Consider the following 16,924-nt stretch of genomic DNA (forward strand, 5'->3'; position numbering starts at 1 on the left):
TGCCATCACGCCTGGCAGGCAGCGTCATGCCGGCGTCAGGGAGATGCAAGATCAACACCGTGCCCGCTCACTATGCTCGACGCTTTGGCGGCCTGCCGGGCCGCGTCTCTGCCTCAGGAGCCTGCATGAGCGACATTACCCTTCTTCCCGCGGTCACCGCATTCATGGCCCGACAACATGGCGTGTTCATTCACGGCCAACACCTGGCCAGCCAATCGTCTGCGACCCTTGCGGTGGTCAACCCGGCCGATGGCAAAACCATCGCCCGCATCGCCGACGCCAACCAGGCCGATGTGGAGCATGCCGTGAGCTCGGCCCGCCAGGGCTTCACCACGTGGTCGCGCACCAGCCCCGCCGCCCGCGCCGCCGTGCTGTTCAAGCTGGCCGACCTGCTGGAAGCCAACCGAGAGGAGCTGGCCCAGCTCGAAACCTTGCAGTCGGGCAAGCTGATCGGTATCGCGCGCGCTTTCGAAGTCGAGCAGGCCGCGCACTTCTTGCGCTATTACGCAGGCTGGGCCACCAAGATCACCGGCCAGACCATCACCCCGTCCCTGCCCTCGTTCGCCGGTGAGCGCTACAGTGCATTCACCCTGCGCGAACCGATCGGCGTGGTCGTGGGCATCGTGCCGTGGAACTTCGCCACCATGATCGCCATCTGGAAACTGGCCTCGGCCCTGACCACCGGCTGCAGTATCGTCCTCAAGCCCAGCGAGTTCACGCCCCTGACACTGCTGCGCATCGCCGAGCTGGCCAGCCAGGCCGGCCTGCCGCCGGGCGCGCTCAACGTGCTGACCGGCGGCGGCCTGGTGGGCAAGGCATTGATCGAGCACCCCGGCACCGACAAGGTCTCGTTCACAGGCTCGGTGCCTACCGGCATCGCCGTCGGCCAGGCCGCCATGGGCGCCAAGCTGACCCGGGCGACTCTGGAGCTGGGTGGCAAGAACTCAGTGGCATTCCTGCCTGACGTGGCACTCGACAAGGCCGTCGATGGCATCATCGAGGCAGGCTTCCTGCACTCAGGGCAAATCTGCGCAGCGGGTGAGCGCTTCTTCGTCCACCGCTCGCGCATCGACCCGCTGCTCGATGCGCTGTCCCAGCGCCTGAGCCAGCTGAAGGTCGGCTCACCGCTGGATGAGGCCACCCAGTTCGGCCCAGTGGCCAACAAGCCGCACCAGCAGAAACTGGCCGAGCTGTTCGCCACCGCGCGCGCCGAGGGCAGCCAGATCATCCACGGCGGGCAGATTGGCGAGGGCCCGGGCTGCTTCGTCGAACCGACGGTGATCCTCGCCAAGGCCGCCAGCGACACCTTGCTGAACCAGGAAACCTTCGGCCCGGTGGCGACCTTCCTGCCTTACGACGACGAAGACGAACTGCTGCACCTGATGAACGCGACGCCTTATGGCCTGAGCGCCAGCCTGTGGACCAACGACCTGGGCAAGGCCATGCGCCTGGTGCCAGAAATCCAGGCCGGCACCTTGTGGGTCAACATGCACACCCTGCTCGACCCAGCCGTGCCGTTTGGCGGTATCAAGGCGTCCGGCATCGGCCGCGAGTTCGGCTCGGCGTTCATCGATGACTTCACCGAGCTCAAGTCGGTGATGATCCGTTACTGAATAGGCCAATCGAACAGGCCTGGCCAAGGCGTGCAAACGCCTTGGCAGCCACGAACAAGACCCCACCCTGCCATCCACGCGCTAATAGGCCGTCGCAGCCAACCGCGACGGCGCCTCGTGCCACACGGGTGCCCCCGAAAAACAAAGGACGCCTTGCAAGGTGCCGAGAACAATCGAGGGAAGTGCAATGTTCAAACCGCAACGGCTGTCCGCCCTGGCCCTGGCCACCTTACTGGCCAGCCAGGCCGCGCCGGCCTACGAGCTTTACGCCGACGACGACAGCCACTTGAATGCCGACATGCTCGCGGTGTGGGGCATGTTCAACAGCCGCAAGAACTATGACGGCACCCCCGGTGGCTCGACCTGGCGCGAGGGCTTCATCAAGTATGGCGTTAGCGGCGATCAGGGCCTGGCCGGCAACGGCAGCCTTTATGGCGCCTTGAACTGGGTCAGTTCCGCCACCTGGGGCGATGGCGATGCCGCAGGCAATACCGATGGCTCCGAACGCACCACCAAGATCGAAGACGCCTACCTCGGTTGGCGTTCGGGCGATCTGCTGCCCTGGCTGGGCAAGGATGGCGTGGATATCTCCGGAGGGCGCCAGGTGGTCCGCCTGGGCAGCGGCTTCTTGATCAACGACGACGGGCCCAACCTGGGCAACGGTGTGGCGGATGGCACCCTGGACCGCGGCGGTGCCTACTACCTGGCGGCGCGCCATGCCTTCGACCGCACCGCCGTGCTGCGCCTGGGCGGGCAGGATGGCCTGCATGGCAGCCTGCTGTGGCTCAAGTCCGACAACCGCGCGCAGGCCGAGACCGAACTGGCCGCAGGCACACTGGACTACACCCATGCCCTGGGCACCTTGGGGCTGACCTGGGTGCACGGCATCGGCGTCACCGACCAATGGGCCAGCGACTTCCAGAAGGCGCGTGAGGGCATGGATGTCTACAGCCTGCGTGGCGAAGGCAGCGCCGGCATCGACAACGCCAGCTTCGCCTTCGAATACGCGTGGCAAGACAAGCAAGGCGGCGCGGAAAAAGCCTGGTACCTGCAGGCCGGCTACACCTTCGCCGACCTGCCCTGGGCACCCCAGGTGACCTACCGTTACACGCGCTATTCGGCAGGCTGGGATTCGCTGTTCAGTGGCCTGTCCAGTGGCTATGGCACCTGGTTCCAAGGTGAGGTCGCCGCCAACTACGCCGGCCCGTTCAACAGCAACACCGGCATTCACCATGTTGGCGTAAAGGCTACGCCGCTGGAAAACCTCACGGTCGGTGCGCTGTATTTCGACTTCGATACCGTGCGCACCCGCGACAGCCTCAACCTTGATGCCAGGGAGCTCGACCTGTACCTGGAATGGGCGGTCAACGAGCACTTGGTCATCAGCCCGCTGGTCGGCCTGTATCAGCCACGCAAGGGCGAAAGCAACGGCGGCAACCAGGTGGGTGGCAACGGCACCAACGTCTACAGCCAGCTGACCATCGCGGTGCCCTTCTAGGCCCTGATGGCAGTCACCGTCTTGCCAATACGCCGATGGCACGGCAGGTCAAAACGGCTGGCACGCAGGCACAAGACGCCCTGCCAGCCGTTAGCGAAACTGGCCGCACGTGTTAGCGCCAGCCCACAACAACAAAACCCGATGACGCCGTCGTCCCTGACAACGGCCGCCCTGCGAGACCCGCCATGACCCTCGATACCCGAATTGACTTCATCTACTTGTCCGAGCAGGACATGATCCGCGCCGGCGTGACCGACATGCCCGCTTGTGTCGACACCATGGAGGCGATGTTCAACCTGCTCTACCAGGGCGACTACCGCATGGCCGGCCCGAACAACGATTCCCACGGCGCGATGATCACGTTCCCCGAACAGTCGCCCTTCCCGCACATGCCCAAGCCCACCGCAGACCGTCGTATGATGGCCATGCCCGCCTACCTGGGCGGCAGCTTCCGCACCGCAGGCGCCAAATGGTATGGCTCGAACATCGCCAACCGGGAAAAGGGCCTGCCGCGCTCCATCCTGATGTTCACCCTCAACGACGCCGACACTGGCGCGCCCCTGGCGCACATGTCGGCCAACCTGCTGTCGGCGTACCGCACCGGCGCCATCCCCGGTGTTGGCGCGCGCCACTTGGCCCGCAAGGACGCCAAGGTCATCGGCCTGGCCGGGCCAGGTGTGATGGGCAAGACCACGGTCGCCGCGTTCATGGCCGTGTGCCCGCTGATCGACACGATCAAGATCAAAGGCCGTGGCCAGAAGAACCTCGATGAGTTCGTGGCCTGGGTCAAGGCCACCTTCCCGCAGATCACGCGGATCCAGGTCGTGCAAACCCTGGAAGAGGTGGTGCGTGATGCCGACCTGGTCAGCTATTGCAGCTCGGGCGAAGTCGGCGACCCCAGCACCTACCCGCTGGTACGCCGCGAATGGGTCAAGCCCGGCGCGTTTCTGGCGATGCCCGCCCCCTGCAGCATCGATGCAGGCATGGAGCGTTCGGACGTGCGCAAGGTGGTGGACAACACCGGGCTGTACGAAGCGTGGTTCGACGAACTGCCCAAGCCTGCGCACAACCACGTGCCGCTGGTAGGCGTGCGCTTCATGGACATGATCGCCGAAGGCACGCTCGACGCCGCGCAGGTCGAAGACATCGGCAAGATCATCAGCGGTGATGCGCCAGGGCGTCTGAACGACGATGAAATCATCATCATGTCGGTGGGCGGCATGCCCGTGGAAGACGTCGCCTGGGGCACCGTGGTGTACCGCAATGCTGTCGAGAAAGGCATCGGCGTAAAGCTCAACCTCTGGGAAAAACCTGTCCTCAGCTGACCCTCCTCACCTCAAAAGGCTCCCCCATGACGCAAATCACCAAACTGAAAACCGGCTCCAAATTCGAAGACATGGCCAGCTACTCCCGCCTGGTGGCGGTAGACAACTGGATCTACGTGTCCAACACCGCCGGCCGCAACCCGCAGACCCAGATCATCCCCGAAGACGTGATCGAACAGACTCATCAGGTGTTCGCCAACATCGAAGCCGCACTGGCGGCCGTCGACGCTGGGCTGGGCGATGTGATCAGCTCGCGCGTGTTCATCCAGGACCCGAACGATGTACCCAAGGTCATGGACGTGATCGGCGAGAAATTCAGGGGCGTCGACCCGGCCACCACCGTCACCTGCCCGCCGCTGGGGTCGACCGTGTACAAGGTCGAGCTGGAAGTGACGGCGTACCGGGGTGCCTCCCGCGCGCAGGTCACGTTGATCCGGCTGGGCCAGTGACCTGCCCGCCTTGAACCCGCCACGTTCTGTTCACACTGCCGCCGAGTGAAGCCATGTCCCCCGTCATCGATCCTGTGCACACCAGTACCACCCACCCTCAGGCCACCAGCGTGGTGATCATCGGCGCAGGCATCATCGGCCTGACCGCAGCCCTGACCCTGGCCGAGCGCAACATCCCGGTGGTGGTGCTGGAGAAGGGCCGCCTGGCGGGCGAGCAGTCGTCGCGCAACCTTGGCTGGGTGCGCAAGACCAACCGCCATGCGCACGACATTCCGCTGGCCCTGGCCGCCGATCGGCTGTGGGCGAAGATGGCAGAGCGGGTTGGTTGCGATGTCGGCTACCGGCAAGCCGGCATCATGTTCATCGGCCGTAACGACACGCAGATGGGCATGCACGAGAGCTGGCTGAAGAGCATCGAGCACCTTGGCCTGGACTCTCGCCTGCTCAGCAGCAAAGAGATTGCCAACCGGGTGCCCGGTGGCCGTGCCGAATGGGCCGGGGGCATCTACACCGCCTCCGACGCCCGCGCGGAGCCGACCCTGGCAGCCAGCGCCATTGCCCGGGCGGCGATCGCCAAAGGCGCAGTGATCGTGGAAAACTGCGCCGTGCGCACGCTGGTCACCGCCGCTGGCAGGGTCAGCGGCGTGGTCACCGAACAAGGCGAGATCCGCTGCGAGCAGGTGCTGCTGGCCGGGGGCATGTGGTCACGCAAGTTTCTCGGCAACCTCGATATCGGCCTGCCCACCTTGCCGCTGACCTGTTCCGTGCTGCGGACACACCCGCTGCAAGGCCCGACTGACATCGCCGTGGGCGCACCGGACTTTTCGTTTCGCAAACACAAGGATGGCGGCTACATCATCACCCAACGCGGCGCGCTCGATGCGTTCCTGACCTGGGACCATGTGCTGCTGGGCAGGCGCTACCTGCCGCAATTGCGGGCGCAACGTGATTTTTTGCGCATCAGTTTCGGCAAGTATTTCTTCAAGGACCTGGCCCTGGCCCGGCACTGGAAGGCCTCGCAAGTCACGCCCTTCGAACGCGTCAGGGTTCAGGACCCACAGGCCAACACCGCACTCAATGACGAAGCCCTGCGTAACCTCAAGGCGGCCTGGCCGGTCTTCGAGCAAGCACAAATCGCCGCAGCCTGGGCCGGCACCATCGACGTCACCCCCGACTCCAACCCGGTCATCGGGCCGGTGCCGGCCCTACCCGGCCTGACCCTGGCCACCGGCTTTTCCGGCCATGGCTTCGGCACCTCGCCGGCTGCCGGCCAACTGGCGGCAGACCTGGTGTCGCAAGCGCCACCGCTGATCGATCCAAGCCCTTATCGGTTCGAACGCTTCGCCTGAACCCTCAGCGGATATAGCTGGCGCCGTTGACATCCAGCGTCGCGCCGTTGAGCGAGGCCTGGGACGGTCGCAGGGTGAAGGCGACCAGCTCGGCGATTTCAGCCGGGCTGGCCATCCGCCCAAGAGGGATGTCCGCCACCGCGGCCGCTTCACCGTGCTGGGCGACGAACTGCTCTGCCATGTCTGTACGGACCCACCCCGGGGCAATCGCCACCGCCACCACGCCCTCGCCTGCCACACTCCGCGCCAAGGACTTGGTCAGGTTGATCAGCGCGGCCTTGCTGCTGCCATAGGGCAAGGCGTCGGCCGCATAGCCGCGCTGAGCGGCGCGGCTGGCCATGTTGACAATGCGCCCACCGCCCTGGGTGCGAAAATGCGCTACCGCCTCACGGCACAGGTCGGCTGCCGCGAAGAAATTGACCTGAAACTCGCGACGCCATGCCGCCCGCCATTGCACCGAAGGCGCATCCAGCGGGACCTCGGTACGGATGCCTGCATTGTTGACCAGGCCATGGATTCGACCACCGGCCAGTTCCAGCGCCGCATGCCACAGCGCCTCGGGGCCGGTGTCTTCGCTCAGGTCGCCCTGCACGATCCAGCCTTGGCCTGCGACCCGCTCAAGCAGGCGCTGGGCACCTTTGGCATCACGGCTGTAATGGATCAACGGCCTGGCGCCTTCGGCCACCAGTTGCTCGACAATCGCCGCACCAATGCCACCCGATGCCCCCGTTACCAGAATGACCTGCCCTTCGAGGGGCCGCGTGAATTGGCTCATGAGGCTCATCTTCCATCGACTGAAGTCAGAGAAAAACCGCCTGCCTGGCTACAGGCAAGCGGCACGGCGATGCCCTACTTCGCAGCGTTGGCTGCCAGCGAAGCGTTATCTACCAGTTGCTGGATTTCACCGGTGTCGCGGCGCTGCCGCAGGTAGATGTTCAGTACTTCCAGGTCTGCCGAGCTGATGTCGCGGCGCACACCAAACGAAACCCCCTGCTTGGCCAATGCAGGCTTGGGCAATATCTCACGGGTCCAGTCAGGGTTGGCCAGGGCGAACAGGTGGTTGGTATCACTGGCATCGACCAGCACATCGGCGCGTTTGGACATGACCGCCAGACGCGCTTCGTCCATGCCCGGCAAACGCATGATCTTGCTGTTGCGCACCACTGAGGAAATGGCCTTGTCCTGCGCCGTGCCAGACATCACTGCAAAGGTGACATCCGGTTTGTCGAGGGCGGCGATGTCGTCCTTCACGTCGGTGAGCTTGGGGTTGTTCTTGTTGACCAGCAGCGACACCTGATAGTCGGTGGCCGGTACGGTAAACGCGACAGCCAGTGCCCGTTCCGGTGTCTGGTTCAACGCCATGGCCAGGTCCCATTTGCTGCTTTGCAACCCGGCCACCAGGTTGTCCCAGCTGGTATCGACGAACTCCACCTTGACCTTGAGCACCTTCTCGCCAAAGTCGCGGCACAGGTCGACGAAGTAGCCACTGTAGGCGCTGGTGCTGGCGTCTCGCATTACATACGGCGCTGCCACGGCGGCACCACAGCGCAACACCCCGGCTTTCTGCACGTCTTGCCACAGCGAAGCCTGCGCAGCCTGGGCCGTGGATTGGGCCATCAGCGCGCCGAAAAGGCTGGCACTTGCCAACAGTACGTTGAGAGAGGAGCGAACCGAAACAACCATTTTTTGACCTCACTGATCATCATTGTTTTTGGCAGGAAGGTAAGGCGAACATCTGCATGCTTGCATGTATGCAATGCTGTATTCACAGTAGAAAGGGTTGTGCAGGCCTGTCAATAGCCGGTCGCGAGGGTGATGGAAATTATTTGCCTACGCTGGCCCAGGACCCGATCGCCGTGCCAGGAATTTTTTAGTTCGATGTGTTGACAGCTTCAGCGAAAGCGAAATAGCCTGAATACATCGCTGCATACAACGCAGCACTCATAACAACTACTGCGATTTTTGCTTGCTCTTCTGCCTACAAGAACAATCACCGGAGAGATTCAAAATGCCACGGTCCCTTTCCCCTGTGGTGGCTGCCCAGCCACTGGCTTCGCTCATCCCAGATTCGGTCAACGGCGGTGATTTCATCCAGCTGCGTGACGTCCGCAAGGCCTATGGCGAGCAATTGGTGGTGATGGACCAGATGAACCTGGACATGCGCGCCGACGACCGTCTGGTGATCATCGGCCCTTCCGGCAGCGGTAAGAGCTCGCTGCTGCGGGTGCTGATGGGCCTTGAAGGCATCCAGGGCGGCACCATCCGCTTCCAGGGCCAGCCCTACATCGATGGCAGTCGCAAACAGGGCAAGCCCCTGGATGAAACCCTGCACAAGCAGATCGGCATGGTGTTCCAGCACTACACCTTGTTCCCGCACTTGTCGGTGCTGGGCAACCTGATCCTTGCCCCGGTCAAGGTGCATGGCCTGAGCAAGGCCGACGCCACCGAAAAAGCCCGCGCCTATCTCGCCCGGCTGGGCCTGGAAAGCAAGCTGCACGCCTACCCCAGCCAGCTCTCTGGCGGCCAGAAGCAACGCGTGGCCATCGCCCGCGCCCTGATGCTCGAACCACGGCTGATGCTGTTCGACGAAGTCACCTCGGCGCTCGACCCGGAAATGGTCATCGAGGTGCAGAACGTGATGATGCAGCTGGCTGAACAGAAGATGGCGATGGTCATTGTCACCCACGATATGCACTTCGCCCGCCACATCGCCACCCGCGTGGTGTTCTGCGCCAACGGCAAGGTCGTCGAGCAGGGCCACCCGGACCAGCTCTTCACCTCCCCTCGCGAGCCTCGTACCCGCGAGTTTCTGGAAAAAGTCCTGCACCTGGATTGAGGGCGCCGCGATGAACTACCAATTCGACTTTCACTTCCTCAACGGCAGCCTGCCGGCACTGCTGGACGGCCTCAAGGTCACCCTGCAGCTGGCCCTGGTGTCCAACCTGATCGGCCTGGTGTGCGGTTTCGTGTTGTGCCTGATGGCGCTCAGCCGCTGGTTCTTCATTCGCTGGCCGGCGCAGCTGTTCATCGAGTTCTTCCGCTGCACCCCGGCGCTGTTGCAGATCGTCTGGTTCTTCTACTGCGTGCCCATGCTGTTCGACGTGTTCATCGACCCGATTGCCATGGGCTTTCTGGCGCTGGGCCTGAACCTCACCGCATTCAATGCCGAAGCCTACCGCGCCGGTGTGCAAGCGGTACCGCGCGAACACCTCGATGCCTGTGTGGCGCTGGGCCTGAAACCCTGGCAGCGCACGCTGTACGTGGTGCTGCCGCAATCGCTGCGTAGCGCCCTGCCGGTACTGATCACCAACGGCATCGGCACCCTGCAGCAGAGCGCGCTGGTGGCGATCGTCGCCGTCGCCGACCTGATGTACGTCGGCAAGAGCCTGGCCACCGAAGCCTATCGCCCACTGGAAACCTACACCTTGATCGCCCTGGTCTATTTCGCCCTGTCGCTGCCGATCGCACAGCTGGTGCAGTGGTACGAGCGACGTCAAGACCTGGCCGGCCAGCGCTGAGGAGATAACCATGCCACTCGATTTCTCGGTTGTTCTGCACTACTGGCCAGTGCTGCTCAAAGGCCTGGCCCTGACCTTGGCCTTCACCGGCATCTGTGCCCTGCTAGGCAGCCTGCTGGGCTTTGTGGTCAGCATGCTGCGCCAGGTCAAGTCTCCGCTGCTGCGCCTGCCGCTGACCCTGTACGTAGAGTTTTTCCGCGGCACGCCCCTGCTGATCCAGCTGTTCTGGGTGTTCTTCTGCTTCCCCGTGGTATTTGGCCTGAACATCCCGCCCTATGCCTCGGTACTGATCGCCCTGACCTTGTTCATGGGGGCAATCACCAGCGAGACTTTCCGCGGCGCGCTCAAGTCCATTGCCAGCGAGCAGCACGATGCCTGTACAGCCCTGGGCCTGACTTCGAAGGTCAAGGTGCTGTACGTGATCTTCCCCCAGGCCCTGCTGCGTGCCGTCCCGCCGCTGCTGTCGAACGTGATCAGCCTGTTCAAGGAGAGTGCGTTGATCTCTTCGGTCGGGGTCGCCGACCTGATGTTCGTCGGTCAGAACATCTCCAACAGCACCGCACGCCCGGTCGAGTTCCTCTCGGCGGTGGCCGTCATCTACTTCCTTGTGGCCTTCCCGCTGACCCGCCTGGTGGGCGTTGTCGAAGGGCGCCTGCTGCGTCGCTACGCCTACTGACCCGACCGATCTGCAACCAACCCCGGAAACTACACCATGAAACTGAACGGTATCCTGCCCGCCCTGGTCACCCCTTTCGACGCCGCCGGCAAGGTCGACCACGACACCCTGGCCGCCATCCTCGAACACCAGCTGGCCGCTGGCGTCAGCGGGTTCGTGCCACTGGGTTCGACTGGCGAATACTATGCCTTGGCCAATGACGAGCGGCGCCAGATCCTGGCCACCGTCAAGGAAGTGGTCGGTGACCGCGGCACGCTGATCGCCGGTGCCAACGGCTCGTGCACCCGCGAAGTGCTGGAGCAGATCAAGCAGACCGTCGACGCCGGCTACACCAACCTGCTGATTGCCCCGCCCTACTATGCGCTGCCGTCCCAGGAGGAGCTGCTGGCCCACTACAACACTATCCTGCAGACCTTCCCCGAGATCAACGTGGTGCTCTACAACTACCCGATCCGCACCAACGTCGAAGTGGGCCTGGAGGTGATTGCAGCGCTGCACGAACACCCGCGTGTGATCGGCATCAAGGAAAGCAGCGGCAACCTGTTGCGCGCCATCGAAATCGGTGAGAAATACAAAGGCCTGCAGTTGTCCTGTGGGTCGGACGACCAGGCGCTGGACTTCTACCTGTGGGGCGCCGACAGCTGGATCTGTGGCCCGGCCAACATCTTCCCGGAGAAGGTCGTGGCCTTCCACAATGCCTTCAGCCGTGGCGACATCCGCGGTGCCCAGCAGGTAATGCGCAGTCTGTTCCCGGCCATGGCCAACCTTGAAAGCGGCAAGTTCGTGCAAAAGGTCAAATACGGGGCGGAGCTTGCGGGCTTCAAGGTCGGTAACGCGCGCGCCCCGTTGCTGCCGCTGACCGATACGGAAAAGGCCGAGTTCCGCAACGTGTTCGAAGCTTCGCAGCAGTAACGGCAACGGGCAGGTGAACCCTGTTGGCGCGGGTTCACCTGCAAACGAGGGCAACGCCTTCGCATCGATCTCGCACAAAAGAGCCACCCCATGAACAACCCGCACCCTGCACCGCAACAGGCCATCGTCATCGGTGGCGGTATCGTCGGCGTCTGCTGCGCGCTGTACCTGCAGCGCGACGGCCACCGGGTCACCCTCATCGACCCCGCCGCCCCGGGCGACAGCACCGCCAAGTGGAGCTGCGGCCAGATGGCGGTCAGTGAAGTCATCCCGCTGTCCAAGCCCGGCATTCTGATGAAAGTCCCTGGCTGGCTGCTCGACCAGCAAGGCCCCCTGGCCCTGCGCCCCAGCGCACTGCCAGGGATCCTGCCGTGGTTTCTGCGTTTTCTGGCCTGCGCACGCGCCTCGAAGATCAACCAGATTGCCCAGGACATGGCCCGCCTGACCCAGCATGTCTACGACGACTATGCCCCTTTACTGAACGCTTGCCCGGACAAGACCCTGCTGGGCGACCGCCCCATCCTTGAAGTGTTTGGCTCCCCGGCCGGGCTGGCCCATGAGCGCCCGCACCTTGAGTTGCGCAAGCAGCTGGGCTTCAAGTCGCAAGAGCTGGATGGCGCGGCCATCGCCGACCTTGAGCCGGCTCTGGCGGGCAAGTTCCACCACGGTCTGCTGTTCCCCGACTGGCGCGCCGTCAATGACACCGAAGGCTTCATCGCGGCCCTCACCGCAAGTTTCATTGCCCAAGGGGGCGTGCGCGTGCGCCAAACCGCAGTGAAGGTCGACCAGCACCACGACCGTGCCACCGGCGTGACCTTGGCCGACGGCACGCGCTTGCCGGCCGAGCAGGTGGTGGTGGCCGCCGGTACCGGTGCCCGCCCGTTCTTCGACACCCTTGGGGTGAGCATCCCGCTGGCTGGCATCGCCGGTTACCAGGCCGTGCTGCCCCAGCCTGGGGTCCAGATCCGCCATTCGGTGATCTATGCCGACGGTGGCTTCTGCTTTGCGCCCATGACCCGAGGCCTGCAGATAGGCGGCACCCTCGAGTTCGCCGCGCCAGGCGCCGAGCCGAACTTCAGGCGCGCCGAAATCATCATGGAAAAGGCCCGCCGGGTATTGCCGCAACTCAACACGCAAGGCATGGAGTTCGGTGTCGGCTACCGGCCCTTCTTGCCAGACACCAAGCCTGTCATCGACCGCGCGCCACGCCTGCACAACGTAGTCATGGCCTTCGGCCATGGCCAGCTCGGCCTCACCCTCGGCGCCACCACCGGCCGCCTGATTGCCGACCTGGTCGCCCAGCGTACGCCAGCACAAGACCTGCGCGCATTCAGCGCCCGACGTTTCGCGCTCATTGGAGGAACCGCATGAACCGCTACGACCAGCTCTACATCAATGGCCAATGGGTCAGCCCCATTCAGGGCGGTGCCTTTGAATCGTTCGACCCCAGTGATGAAAGCCTGATCGCCCGCGTGGCCTCGGGTACCGCCGAAGACGTCGATGCCGCCGTCAAGGCCGCCCGCGCCGCCTTCGACGAAGGCCCATGGCCACGCCTGAGCGGTGCCGAGCGTGGCGCCTACCTGCGCAAGATCGCCGAGGGCATCCGTGCCCGCCAGGAACAACTGGCCACCCTTGAAGTACGCGACAACGGCAAACCCTTCCCGGAAGCGATGTGGGACATCGGCGACACGGCCGGCTGTTTCGAGTTCTACGCCAACCTGGCCGAAGAACTGGATGAAAAACGCGAAAAACCGGTAGCGCTGTCCGACGACCGATTCAGCTGCGTGGCGCGCAAGGAACCCATCGGCGTAGCCGGTGCCATCGTGCCGTGGAATTTCCCGATGCTGATGGCTTCGTGGAAGATCGCGCCCGCCCTGGCAGCCGGCAGCTGCTGCATCCTCAAACCTGCCGAGCAAACGTCGCTGACCGCGCTTGAGCTGGCCCGCATTGCCGATGAAGCCGGCGTGCCCGCCGGTGTCCTGAACATCGTGACCGGCCCAGGCACCACCGTCGGCGCAGCCCTGACCGCACACCCCGGCGTGGACAAACTGGCCTTCACTGGCAGCGTGCCGGTCGGCAGCCGCATCATGCAAGCGGCCGCTCAGGACATCAAGAACGTCACCCTGGAACTGGGCGGCAAGTCGCCGTTCGTGATCTTTGCCGACAGCGATATCGAAGCCGCCGTCGAATGGATCATGTTCGGCATCTTCTGGAACAAAGGCGAAGTCTGCTCTGCGACTTCACGGGTGCTGGTAGAGCGTTCGGTGTATGAGCCGCTGCTGGCTCGCCTTGCCGAAGAAGCGCGCAAGATCAAGATCGGCAACGGTATGGAAGCAGGCGTGCTGCTCGGCCCATTGGTCAACCGCAGCCAGTACGAGGGCACCCTGCGCGCCATCGCGCGCGGCCTGGAGGAAGGTGCCCGCCTGGTCGCGGGTGGCGAACGCCCAGCGCACTTGGACAAAGGCTTCTACTTGCAGCCAACGGTGTTCGCCGACGTACCGGAACACAGCTGGATCTGGAACGAAGAAATTTTCGGCCCGGTCGTGTGCATCCGCCCATTCGACAGCGAAGACGAAGCAATACGCGCCGCCAACAATTCACGCTTCGGCCTCGGCGCCGCAGTGATGTCCAAGGACCTGGAACGTTGCGAGCGCGTGGCCCGCAAGTTCCGCGCGGGTATCGTCTGGGTCAACTGCTCGCAGCCGACCTTTACCGAGGCACCCTGGGGCGGTTACAAGCAAAGCGGGATCGGCCGCGAACTGGGTGAATGGGGCCTGAACAACTACCTCGAAACCAAGCAGATCACCCGCTACGACACCGAGCAGCCTTGGGGCTGGTATATCAAGTGAGGTAACGCCATGCGTTGGAAACAGACCCTGCAGCTGGCCGAAGTGCACTGCGAGGGCGAAATCGGCAAGGTCATCACCGGTGGCGTGCTGGGCATCCCAGGCGCCAGCATGCTCGACAAGATGAACTACATCAACGAAGTCGACGACAGCCTGCGGCGCCTGGTGACGCTGGAGCCACGCGGCTGCCTGCAGATGTCGGTCAACCTGTTGCTGCCGCCGACCCGCCCCGAAGCACACGCAGGCTTCATCGTGCTGCAGGCCGACAAGGCGCACCCGATGTCCGGCAGCAACTGCATCTGCGTCGTCACTGCGCTGCTCGAACTGGGCATGGTACCGATGCAGGAACCAGAAACCACGGTGGTGCTCGACACCCCGGCAGGCCTGGTCACCGCCCGAGCACAGTGCGCGGACGGACGCTGCCTCAGCGTGTCGCTGGACATGGTACCGGCGTTCGTCGAGCACCTGGACCTGGCCATCGAGACGCCCGACTTCGGCACCCTCAACATCGATGTGGCATTCGGCGGTGTGTACTACGCGTTGATCGACGTGGAGCAGACCGGGCTGGCCATTGCGCCTGAAAATGCCCGTGTGCTGGCCGACGCCGGCGTCGCCTTGAAAGCGGTGATCAACCGCCAGCTGAGCATCCAGCACCCGCTGCTGCCTTCGGTCAACGAAGTGGCCTATGTGATGTTCCGCAAGCGTGTGGACAACCGCACCTACCAGACCTGCACCACCCTGCCACCGGGGCGTGTCGACCGCTCGCCCTGCGGTACCGGCAGCTCGGCCAACCTTGCCACCTTGGCGGCTCGCGGCCTGGTGCAGGCGGGTGATGAGCTGGTGTCGCGCTCGACCATTGGTGGGCAGTTCCAGGTCACCCTGCTCGGCCACACCGATGTTGCCGGCAAACCTGCGGTACTGCCGCGGGTAACCGGGCGGGCCTGGCTGTATGGGCTGCAGCAATTGGGGGTGGACCCGGATGACCCGCTGGCGGCTGGGTTCATGCTCAGCGATACGTGGGGGGCGGGGCTTTCCTGAGCCGGTGGATGGCCCCGTGGCTGGTTTGCCAGGGATGGGGCCCGCCGTGCACTGCAGATGAAAACAACAAACACCGGCCTGTATGATACCCGCGAGCCCAACCGAGACCTGATGATGGCCAAAGACACCGAAACCGAAGGCGCCCCGCGTCGCCATAGCGGTCGCTACATATACGAGGAGCTGCGCAAGCAGATCCTGACCCTCAAGCTGAAACCGGGCGTACAACTGGACGAAGTCTCGCTGGCCGCGCAGTTCGGGTTGTCCCGCTCACCGGTACGCGACGCACTTGCACGGCTTATCACCGAGGGCCTCGTGGTCATCCTGCCTAACCGCACCACCTTGGTCACTCCTTTCGAGATCGAGGAGTTTCCCAACTACATCTCTGCCCTGGACCTGATCCAGCGCGCCGTCACCCGCCTGGCCGCCACCCAGCACCGGGCAGAAGACCTGGAAGCCATCCGCAAGGCCGACGCGGCTTACCTAGAGGCCGTGACCAGCGGCGACTTCCAGGCCATGTCCGAACTGAACAAGGCGTTCCATATGGCCATCGCGCAGGCCGGGCGCAACCCCTACTTCATCAACTACTACGAACGCCTGTTGAGTGAAGGCCAACGGTTGCTGCACCTGCACTTCGACCACGTTGTCAGTTCTGCCACAGCGCACCGCCTTGGCCGTGACCACGATGAAATGATCGAGGCCATTGCCGCCCGCGATGCCGATGCCGCAGAAGCTGCGGCTCATGAACATACGATGCTGTTCCAGCGCCGGTTCCTGGATTACCTGCAACAGAACCTGACAGCGCGCATGTCCATCGCCTGACGCTAATCAGCCCCGCTGACACTGCCAGGACTGAGACCGCTCAGCCCTGTTGACACACTCACACCCCCTTACTAGATTGCATGCAGCTCTGCATACAATAATTCAGGAGTCGAGAATGCACAGGTTCATGAACAAAGTGGCGATGGTGACCGGTGGCGCTGGCGGCATCGGCTCTGCCATTGCCGGCCGGCTGGCAAGCGAAGGCGCAACGGTGGTGGTGACTGACGTCAACCTCGAAGCGGCGCAGACAGTGGCCCACGCCATCGAGCAGGCGGGGGGCAAAGCCAAAGCGATTGCCGCAGACATCGCTTCGGGTGAGGCCTGCCGTGACTTGGTGCTGGAGGTGGCAGCAACGTTCGGGCGCATTGATGTGTTGGTGAACAACGCCGGCATCAACCGTCGCGGCAACCTGTTGGCACTGAGCGAAGAGGACTGGCACAGCAGCTTTGCGATCAACCTGGACGCCATGTTCCACCTGTGCCGGGCCGTGCTGCCAGGCATGATCGAAGCGGGCGGTGGCGCGATCGTCAACACCGCCTCGCAATGGGGCCTCTACCCCGCGCCCGGGCATATTGCCTACAACGTCACCAAGGCGGCGGTGGCTTCGTTTACGCAAAACCTGGCGCGCGACTATGCGCCGCACAAGATTCGGGTCAATGCGGTTTGCCCCGGGGAGATCCATACGCCGATGCTTGAAGCCGGCGTGCTGCGTTCGGGTCGAACCCTTGCCGACCTGGACCGCATGGTACCGTTCGGGCGTATTGGCAAACCCGAGGAGGTCGCAGCGCTGGTGGCCTTCCTGGCCTCGGACGAGGCCGCGTTCATGTGCGGGTCACTGGTCGAGATCACGGGTGCGCAAGCGGTAGCTTGAGAAGACCTTG

At 63.8% G+C, this 16,924-nt stretch carries 16 protein-coding genes; 14 read left to right on the plus strand and 2 right to left on the minus strand.

Going from position 1 to position 16,924, the window contains the following annotated elements; all coding sequences use genetic code 11:
- Positions 1-125 precede the first annotated feature (125 nt).
- From DJ563_RS11490 to DJ563_RS11510, 5 genes are all read left to right on the plus strand, one after another.
- Positions 126-1,613 (plus strand): aldehyde dehydrogenase family protein, encoded by a 1,488-nt coding sequence (locus tag DJ563_RS11490; RefSeq protein ID WP_434519553.1) that lies wholly within the window; start codon positions 126-128, stop codon positions 1,611-1,613.
- A 187-nt stretch (positions 1,614-1,800) separates the two neighbouring features.
- Positions 1,801-3,111 (plus strand): alginate export family protein, encoded by a 1,311-nt coding sequence (locus tag DJ563_RS11495; RefSeq protein WP_258714624.1) that lies wholly within the window; start codon positions 1,801-1,803, stop codon positions 3,109-3,111.
- A gap of 185 nt (positions 3,112-3,296) precedes the next feature.
- Positions 3,297-4,436: a tyramine oxidase subunit B gene (locus tag DJ563_RS11500; RefSeq protein ID WP_033696889.1), complete on the plus strand. Its 1,140-nt coding sequence runs from the start codon at positions 3,297-3,299 to the stop codon at positions 4,434-4,436.
- 26 nt (positions 4,437-4,462) lie between these two features.
- On the plus strand, positions 4,463-4,885 hold the full coding sequence (locus DJ563_RS11505) for a RidA family protein (RefSeq protein ID WP_156310101.1): 423 nt from the start codon (positions 4,463-4,465) through the stop codon (positions 4,883-4,885).
- Positions 4,886-4,938: 53 nt separating this feature from the next.
- Entirely contained in the window at positions 4,939-6,234 is a 1,296-nt protein-coding gene (locus tag DJ563_RS11510; RefSeq protein ID WP_434519554.1) for an NAD(P)/FAD-dependent oxidoreductase, read from the plus strand.
- A 4-nt stretch (positions 6,235-6,238) separates the two neighbouring features.
- Here the strand turns inward: DJ563_RS11510 and DJ563_RS11515 are convergent, their stop codons facing one another.
- The gene (locus tag DJ563_RS11515; RefSeq protein ID WP_434519555.1) at positions 6,239-7,009 is read right to left on the minus strand and encodes an SDR family NAD(P)-dependent oxidoreductase; all 771 of its coding nucleotides are present in this window, start codon (positions 7,007-7,009) and stop codon (positions 6,239-6,241) included.
- 74 nt (positions 7,010-7,083) lie between these two features.
- Positions 7,084-7,851 (minus strand): transporter substrate-binding domain-containing protein, encoded by a 768-nt coding sequence (locus DJ563_RS11520; protein ID WP_434519556.1) that lies wholly within the window; start codon positions 7,849-7,851, stop codon positions 7,084-7,086.
- A 391-nt stretch (positions 7,852-8,242) separates the two neighbouring features.
- Between DJ563_RS11520 and DJ563_RS11525 the strand changes: the two genes are divergently transcribed.
- The 9 genes from DJ563_RS11525 (at position 8,243) to DJ563_RS11565 (ending at position 16,914) form a co-directional block, all read left to right on the plus strand.
- The gene (locus tag DJ563_RS11525; protein WP_434519557.1) at positions 8,243-9,070 is read left to right on the plus strand and encodes an amino acid ABC transporter ATP-binding protein; all 828 of its coding nucleotides are present in this window, start codon (positions 8,243-8,245) and stop codon (positions 9,068-9,070) included.
- A gap of 10 nt (positions 9,071-9,080) precedes the next feature.
- Positions 9,081-9,752 (plus strand): amino acid ABC transporter permease, encoded by a 672-nt coding sequence (locus DJ563_RS11530; protein WP_434519558.1) that lies wholly within the window; start codon positions 9,081-9,083, stop codon positions 9,750-9,752.
- Positions 9,753-9,762: 10 nt separating this feature from the next.
- Positions 9,763-10,428: an amino acid ABC transporter permease gene (locus DJ563_RS11535; RefSeq protein WP_434519559.1), complete on the plus strand. Its 666-nt coding sequence runs from the start codon at positions 9,763-9,765 to the stop codon at positions 10,426-10,428.
- Positions 10,429-10,464: 36 nt separating this feature from the next.
- Positions 10,465-11,340, plus strand: coding sequence for a dihydrodipicolinate synthase family protein (locus DJ563_RS11540; RefSeq protein ID WP_434519560.1), 876 nt, complete (start codon positions 10,465-10,467; stop codon positions 11,338-11,340).
- Positions 11,341-11,430: 90 nt separating this feature from the next.
- Complete coding sequence (locus DJ563_RS11545) at positions 11,431-12,711, plus strand: NAD(P)/FAD-dependent oxidoreductase (protein WP_434519561.1); 1,281 nt, start codon at positions 11,431-11,433, stop codon at positions 12,709-12,711.
- Complete coding sequence (locus DJ563_RS11550; RefSeq protein ID WP_434519562.1) at positions 12,708-14,189, plus strand: aldehyde dehydrogenase family protein; 1,482 nt, start codon at positions 12,708-12,710, stop codon at positions 14,187-14,189. The genes DJ563_RS11545 and DJ563_RS11550 overlap by 4 nt, the downstream gene beginning before the upstream one ends.
- A gap of 9 nt (positions 14,190-14,198) precedes the next feature.
- Positions 14,199-15,224 carry a proline racemase family protein gene (locus tag DJ563_RS11555; protein ID WP_434519563.1) on the plus strand — a complete coding sequence of 342 codons (1,026 nt, stop codon included), beginning with the start codon at positions 14,199-14,201 and terminating at the stop codon, positions 15,222-15,224.
- A 57-nt stretch (positions 15,225-15,281) separates the two neighbouring features.
- On the plus strand, positions 15,282-16,043 hold the full coding sequence (locus DJ563_RS11560; RefSeq protein WP_434519564.1) for a GntR family transcriptional regulator: 762 nt from the start codon (positions 15,282-15,284) through the stop codon (positions 16,041-16,043).
- A 115-nt stretch (positions 16,044-16,158) separates the two neighbouring features.
- The gene (locus DJ563_RS11565; RefSeq protein ID WP_434519565.1) at positions 16,159-16,914 is read left to right on the plus strand and encodes an SDR family NAD(P)-dependent oxidoreductase; all 756 of its coding nucleotides are present in this window, start codon (positions 16,159-16,161) and stop codon (positions 16,912-16,914) included.
- The last annotated feature ends 10 nt before the right edge of the window (positions 16,915-16,924 follow it).

Source organism: Pseudomonas sp. NFX1 (genome assembly GCF_051123555.1).
Classification (GTDB): Bacteria; Pseudomonadota; Gammaproteobacteria; order Pseudomonadales; family Pseudomonadaceae; genus Aquipseudomonas; species Aquipseudomonas capeferrum.

Excerpts from the sequence above, each read along its gene's own strand:
- DJ563_RS11490 (WP_434519553.1), top strand. The coding sequence starts at position 126 with ATGAGCGACATTACCCTTCTTCCCGCGGTCACCGCATTCATGGCCCGA.
- DJ563_RS11495 (WP_258714624.1), top strand. The coding sequence starts at position 1,801 with ATGTTCAAACCGCAACGGCTGTCCGCCCTGGCCCTGGCCACCTTACTG.
- DJ563_RS11500 (WP_033696889.1), top strand. The coding sequence starts at position 3,297 with ATGACCCTCGATACCCGAATTGACTTCATCTACTTGTCCGAGCAGGAC.
- DJ563_RS11505 (WP_156310101.1), top strand. The coding sequence starts at position 4,463 with ATGACGCAAATCACCAAACTGAAAACCGGCTCCAAATTCGAAGACATG.
- DJ563_RS11510 (WP_434519554.1), top strand. The coding sequence starts at position 4,939 with ATGTCCCCCGTCATCGATCCTGTGCACACCAGTACCACCCACCCTCAG.
- DJ563_RS11515 (WP_434519555.1), bottom strand. The coding sequence starts at position 7,009 with ATGAGCCAATTCACGCGGCCCCTCGAAGGGCAGGTCATTCTGGTAACG.
- DJ563_RS11520 (WP_434519556.1), bottom strand. The coding sequence starts at position 7,851 with ATGGCCCAATCCACGGCCCAGGCTGCGCAGGCTTCGCTGTGGCAAGAC.
- DJ563_RS11525 (WP_434519557.1), top strand. The coding sequence starts at position 8,243 with ATGCCACGGTCCCTTTCCCCTGTGGTGGCTGCCCAGCCACTGGCTTCG.
- DJ563_RS11530 (WP_434519558.1), top strand. The coding sequence starts at position 9,081 with ATGAACTACCAATTCGACTTTCACTTCCTCAACGGCAGCCTGCCGGCA.
- DJ563_RS11535 (WP_434519559.1), top strand. The coding sequence starts at position 9,763 with ATGCCACTCGATTTCTCGGTTGTTCTGCACTACTGGCCAGTGCTGCTC.
- DJ563_RS11540 (WP_434519560.1), top strand. The coding sequence starts at position 10,465 with ATGAAACTGAACGGTATCCTGCCCGCCCTGGTCACCCCTTTCGACGCC.
- DJ563_RS11545 (WP_434519561.1), top strand. The coding sequence starts at position 11,431 with ATGAACAACCCGCACCCTGCACCGCAACAGGCCATCGTCATCGGTGGC.
- DJ563_RS11550 (WP_434519562.1), top strand. The coding sequence starts at position 12,708 with ATGAACCGCTACGACCAGCTCTACATCAATGGCCAATGGGTCAGCCCC.
- DJ563_RS11555 (WP_434519563.1), top strand. The coding sequence starts at position 14,199 with ATGCGTTGGAAACAGACCCTGCAGCTGGCCGAAGTGCACTGCGAGGGC.
- DJ563_RS11560 (WP_434519564.1), top strand. The coding sequence starts at position 15,282 with ATGAAAACAACAAACACCGGCCTGTATGATACCCGCGAGCCCAACCGA.
- DJ563_RS11565 (WP_434519565.1), top strand. The coding sequence starts at position 16,159 with ATGCACAGGTTCATGAACAAAGTGGCGATGGTGACCGGTGGCGCTGGC.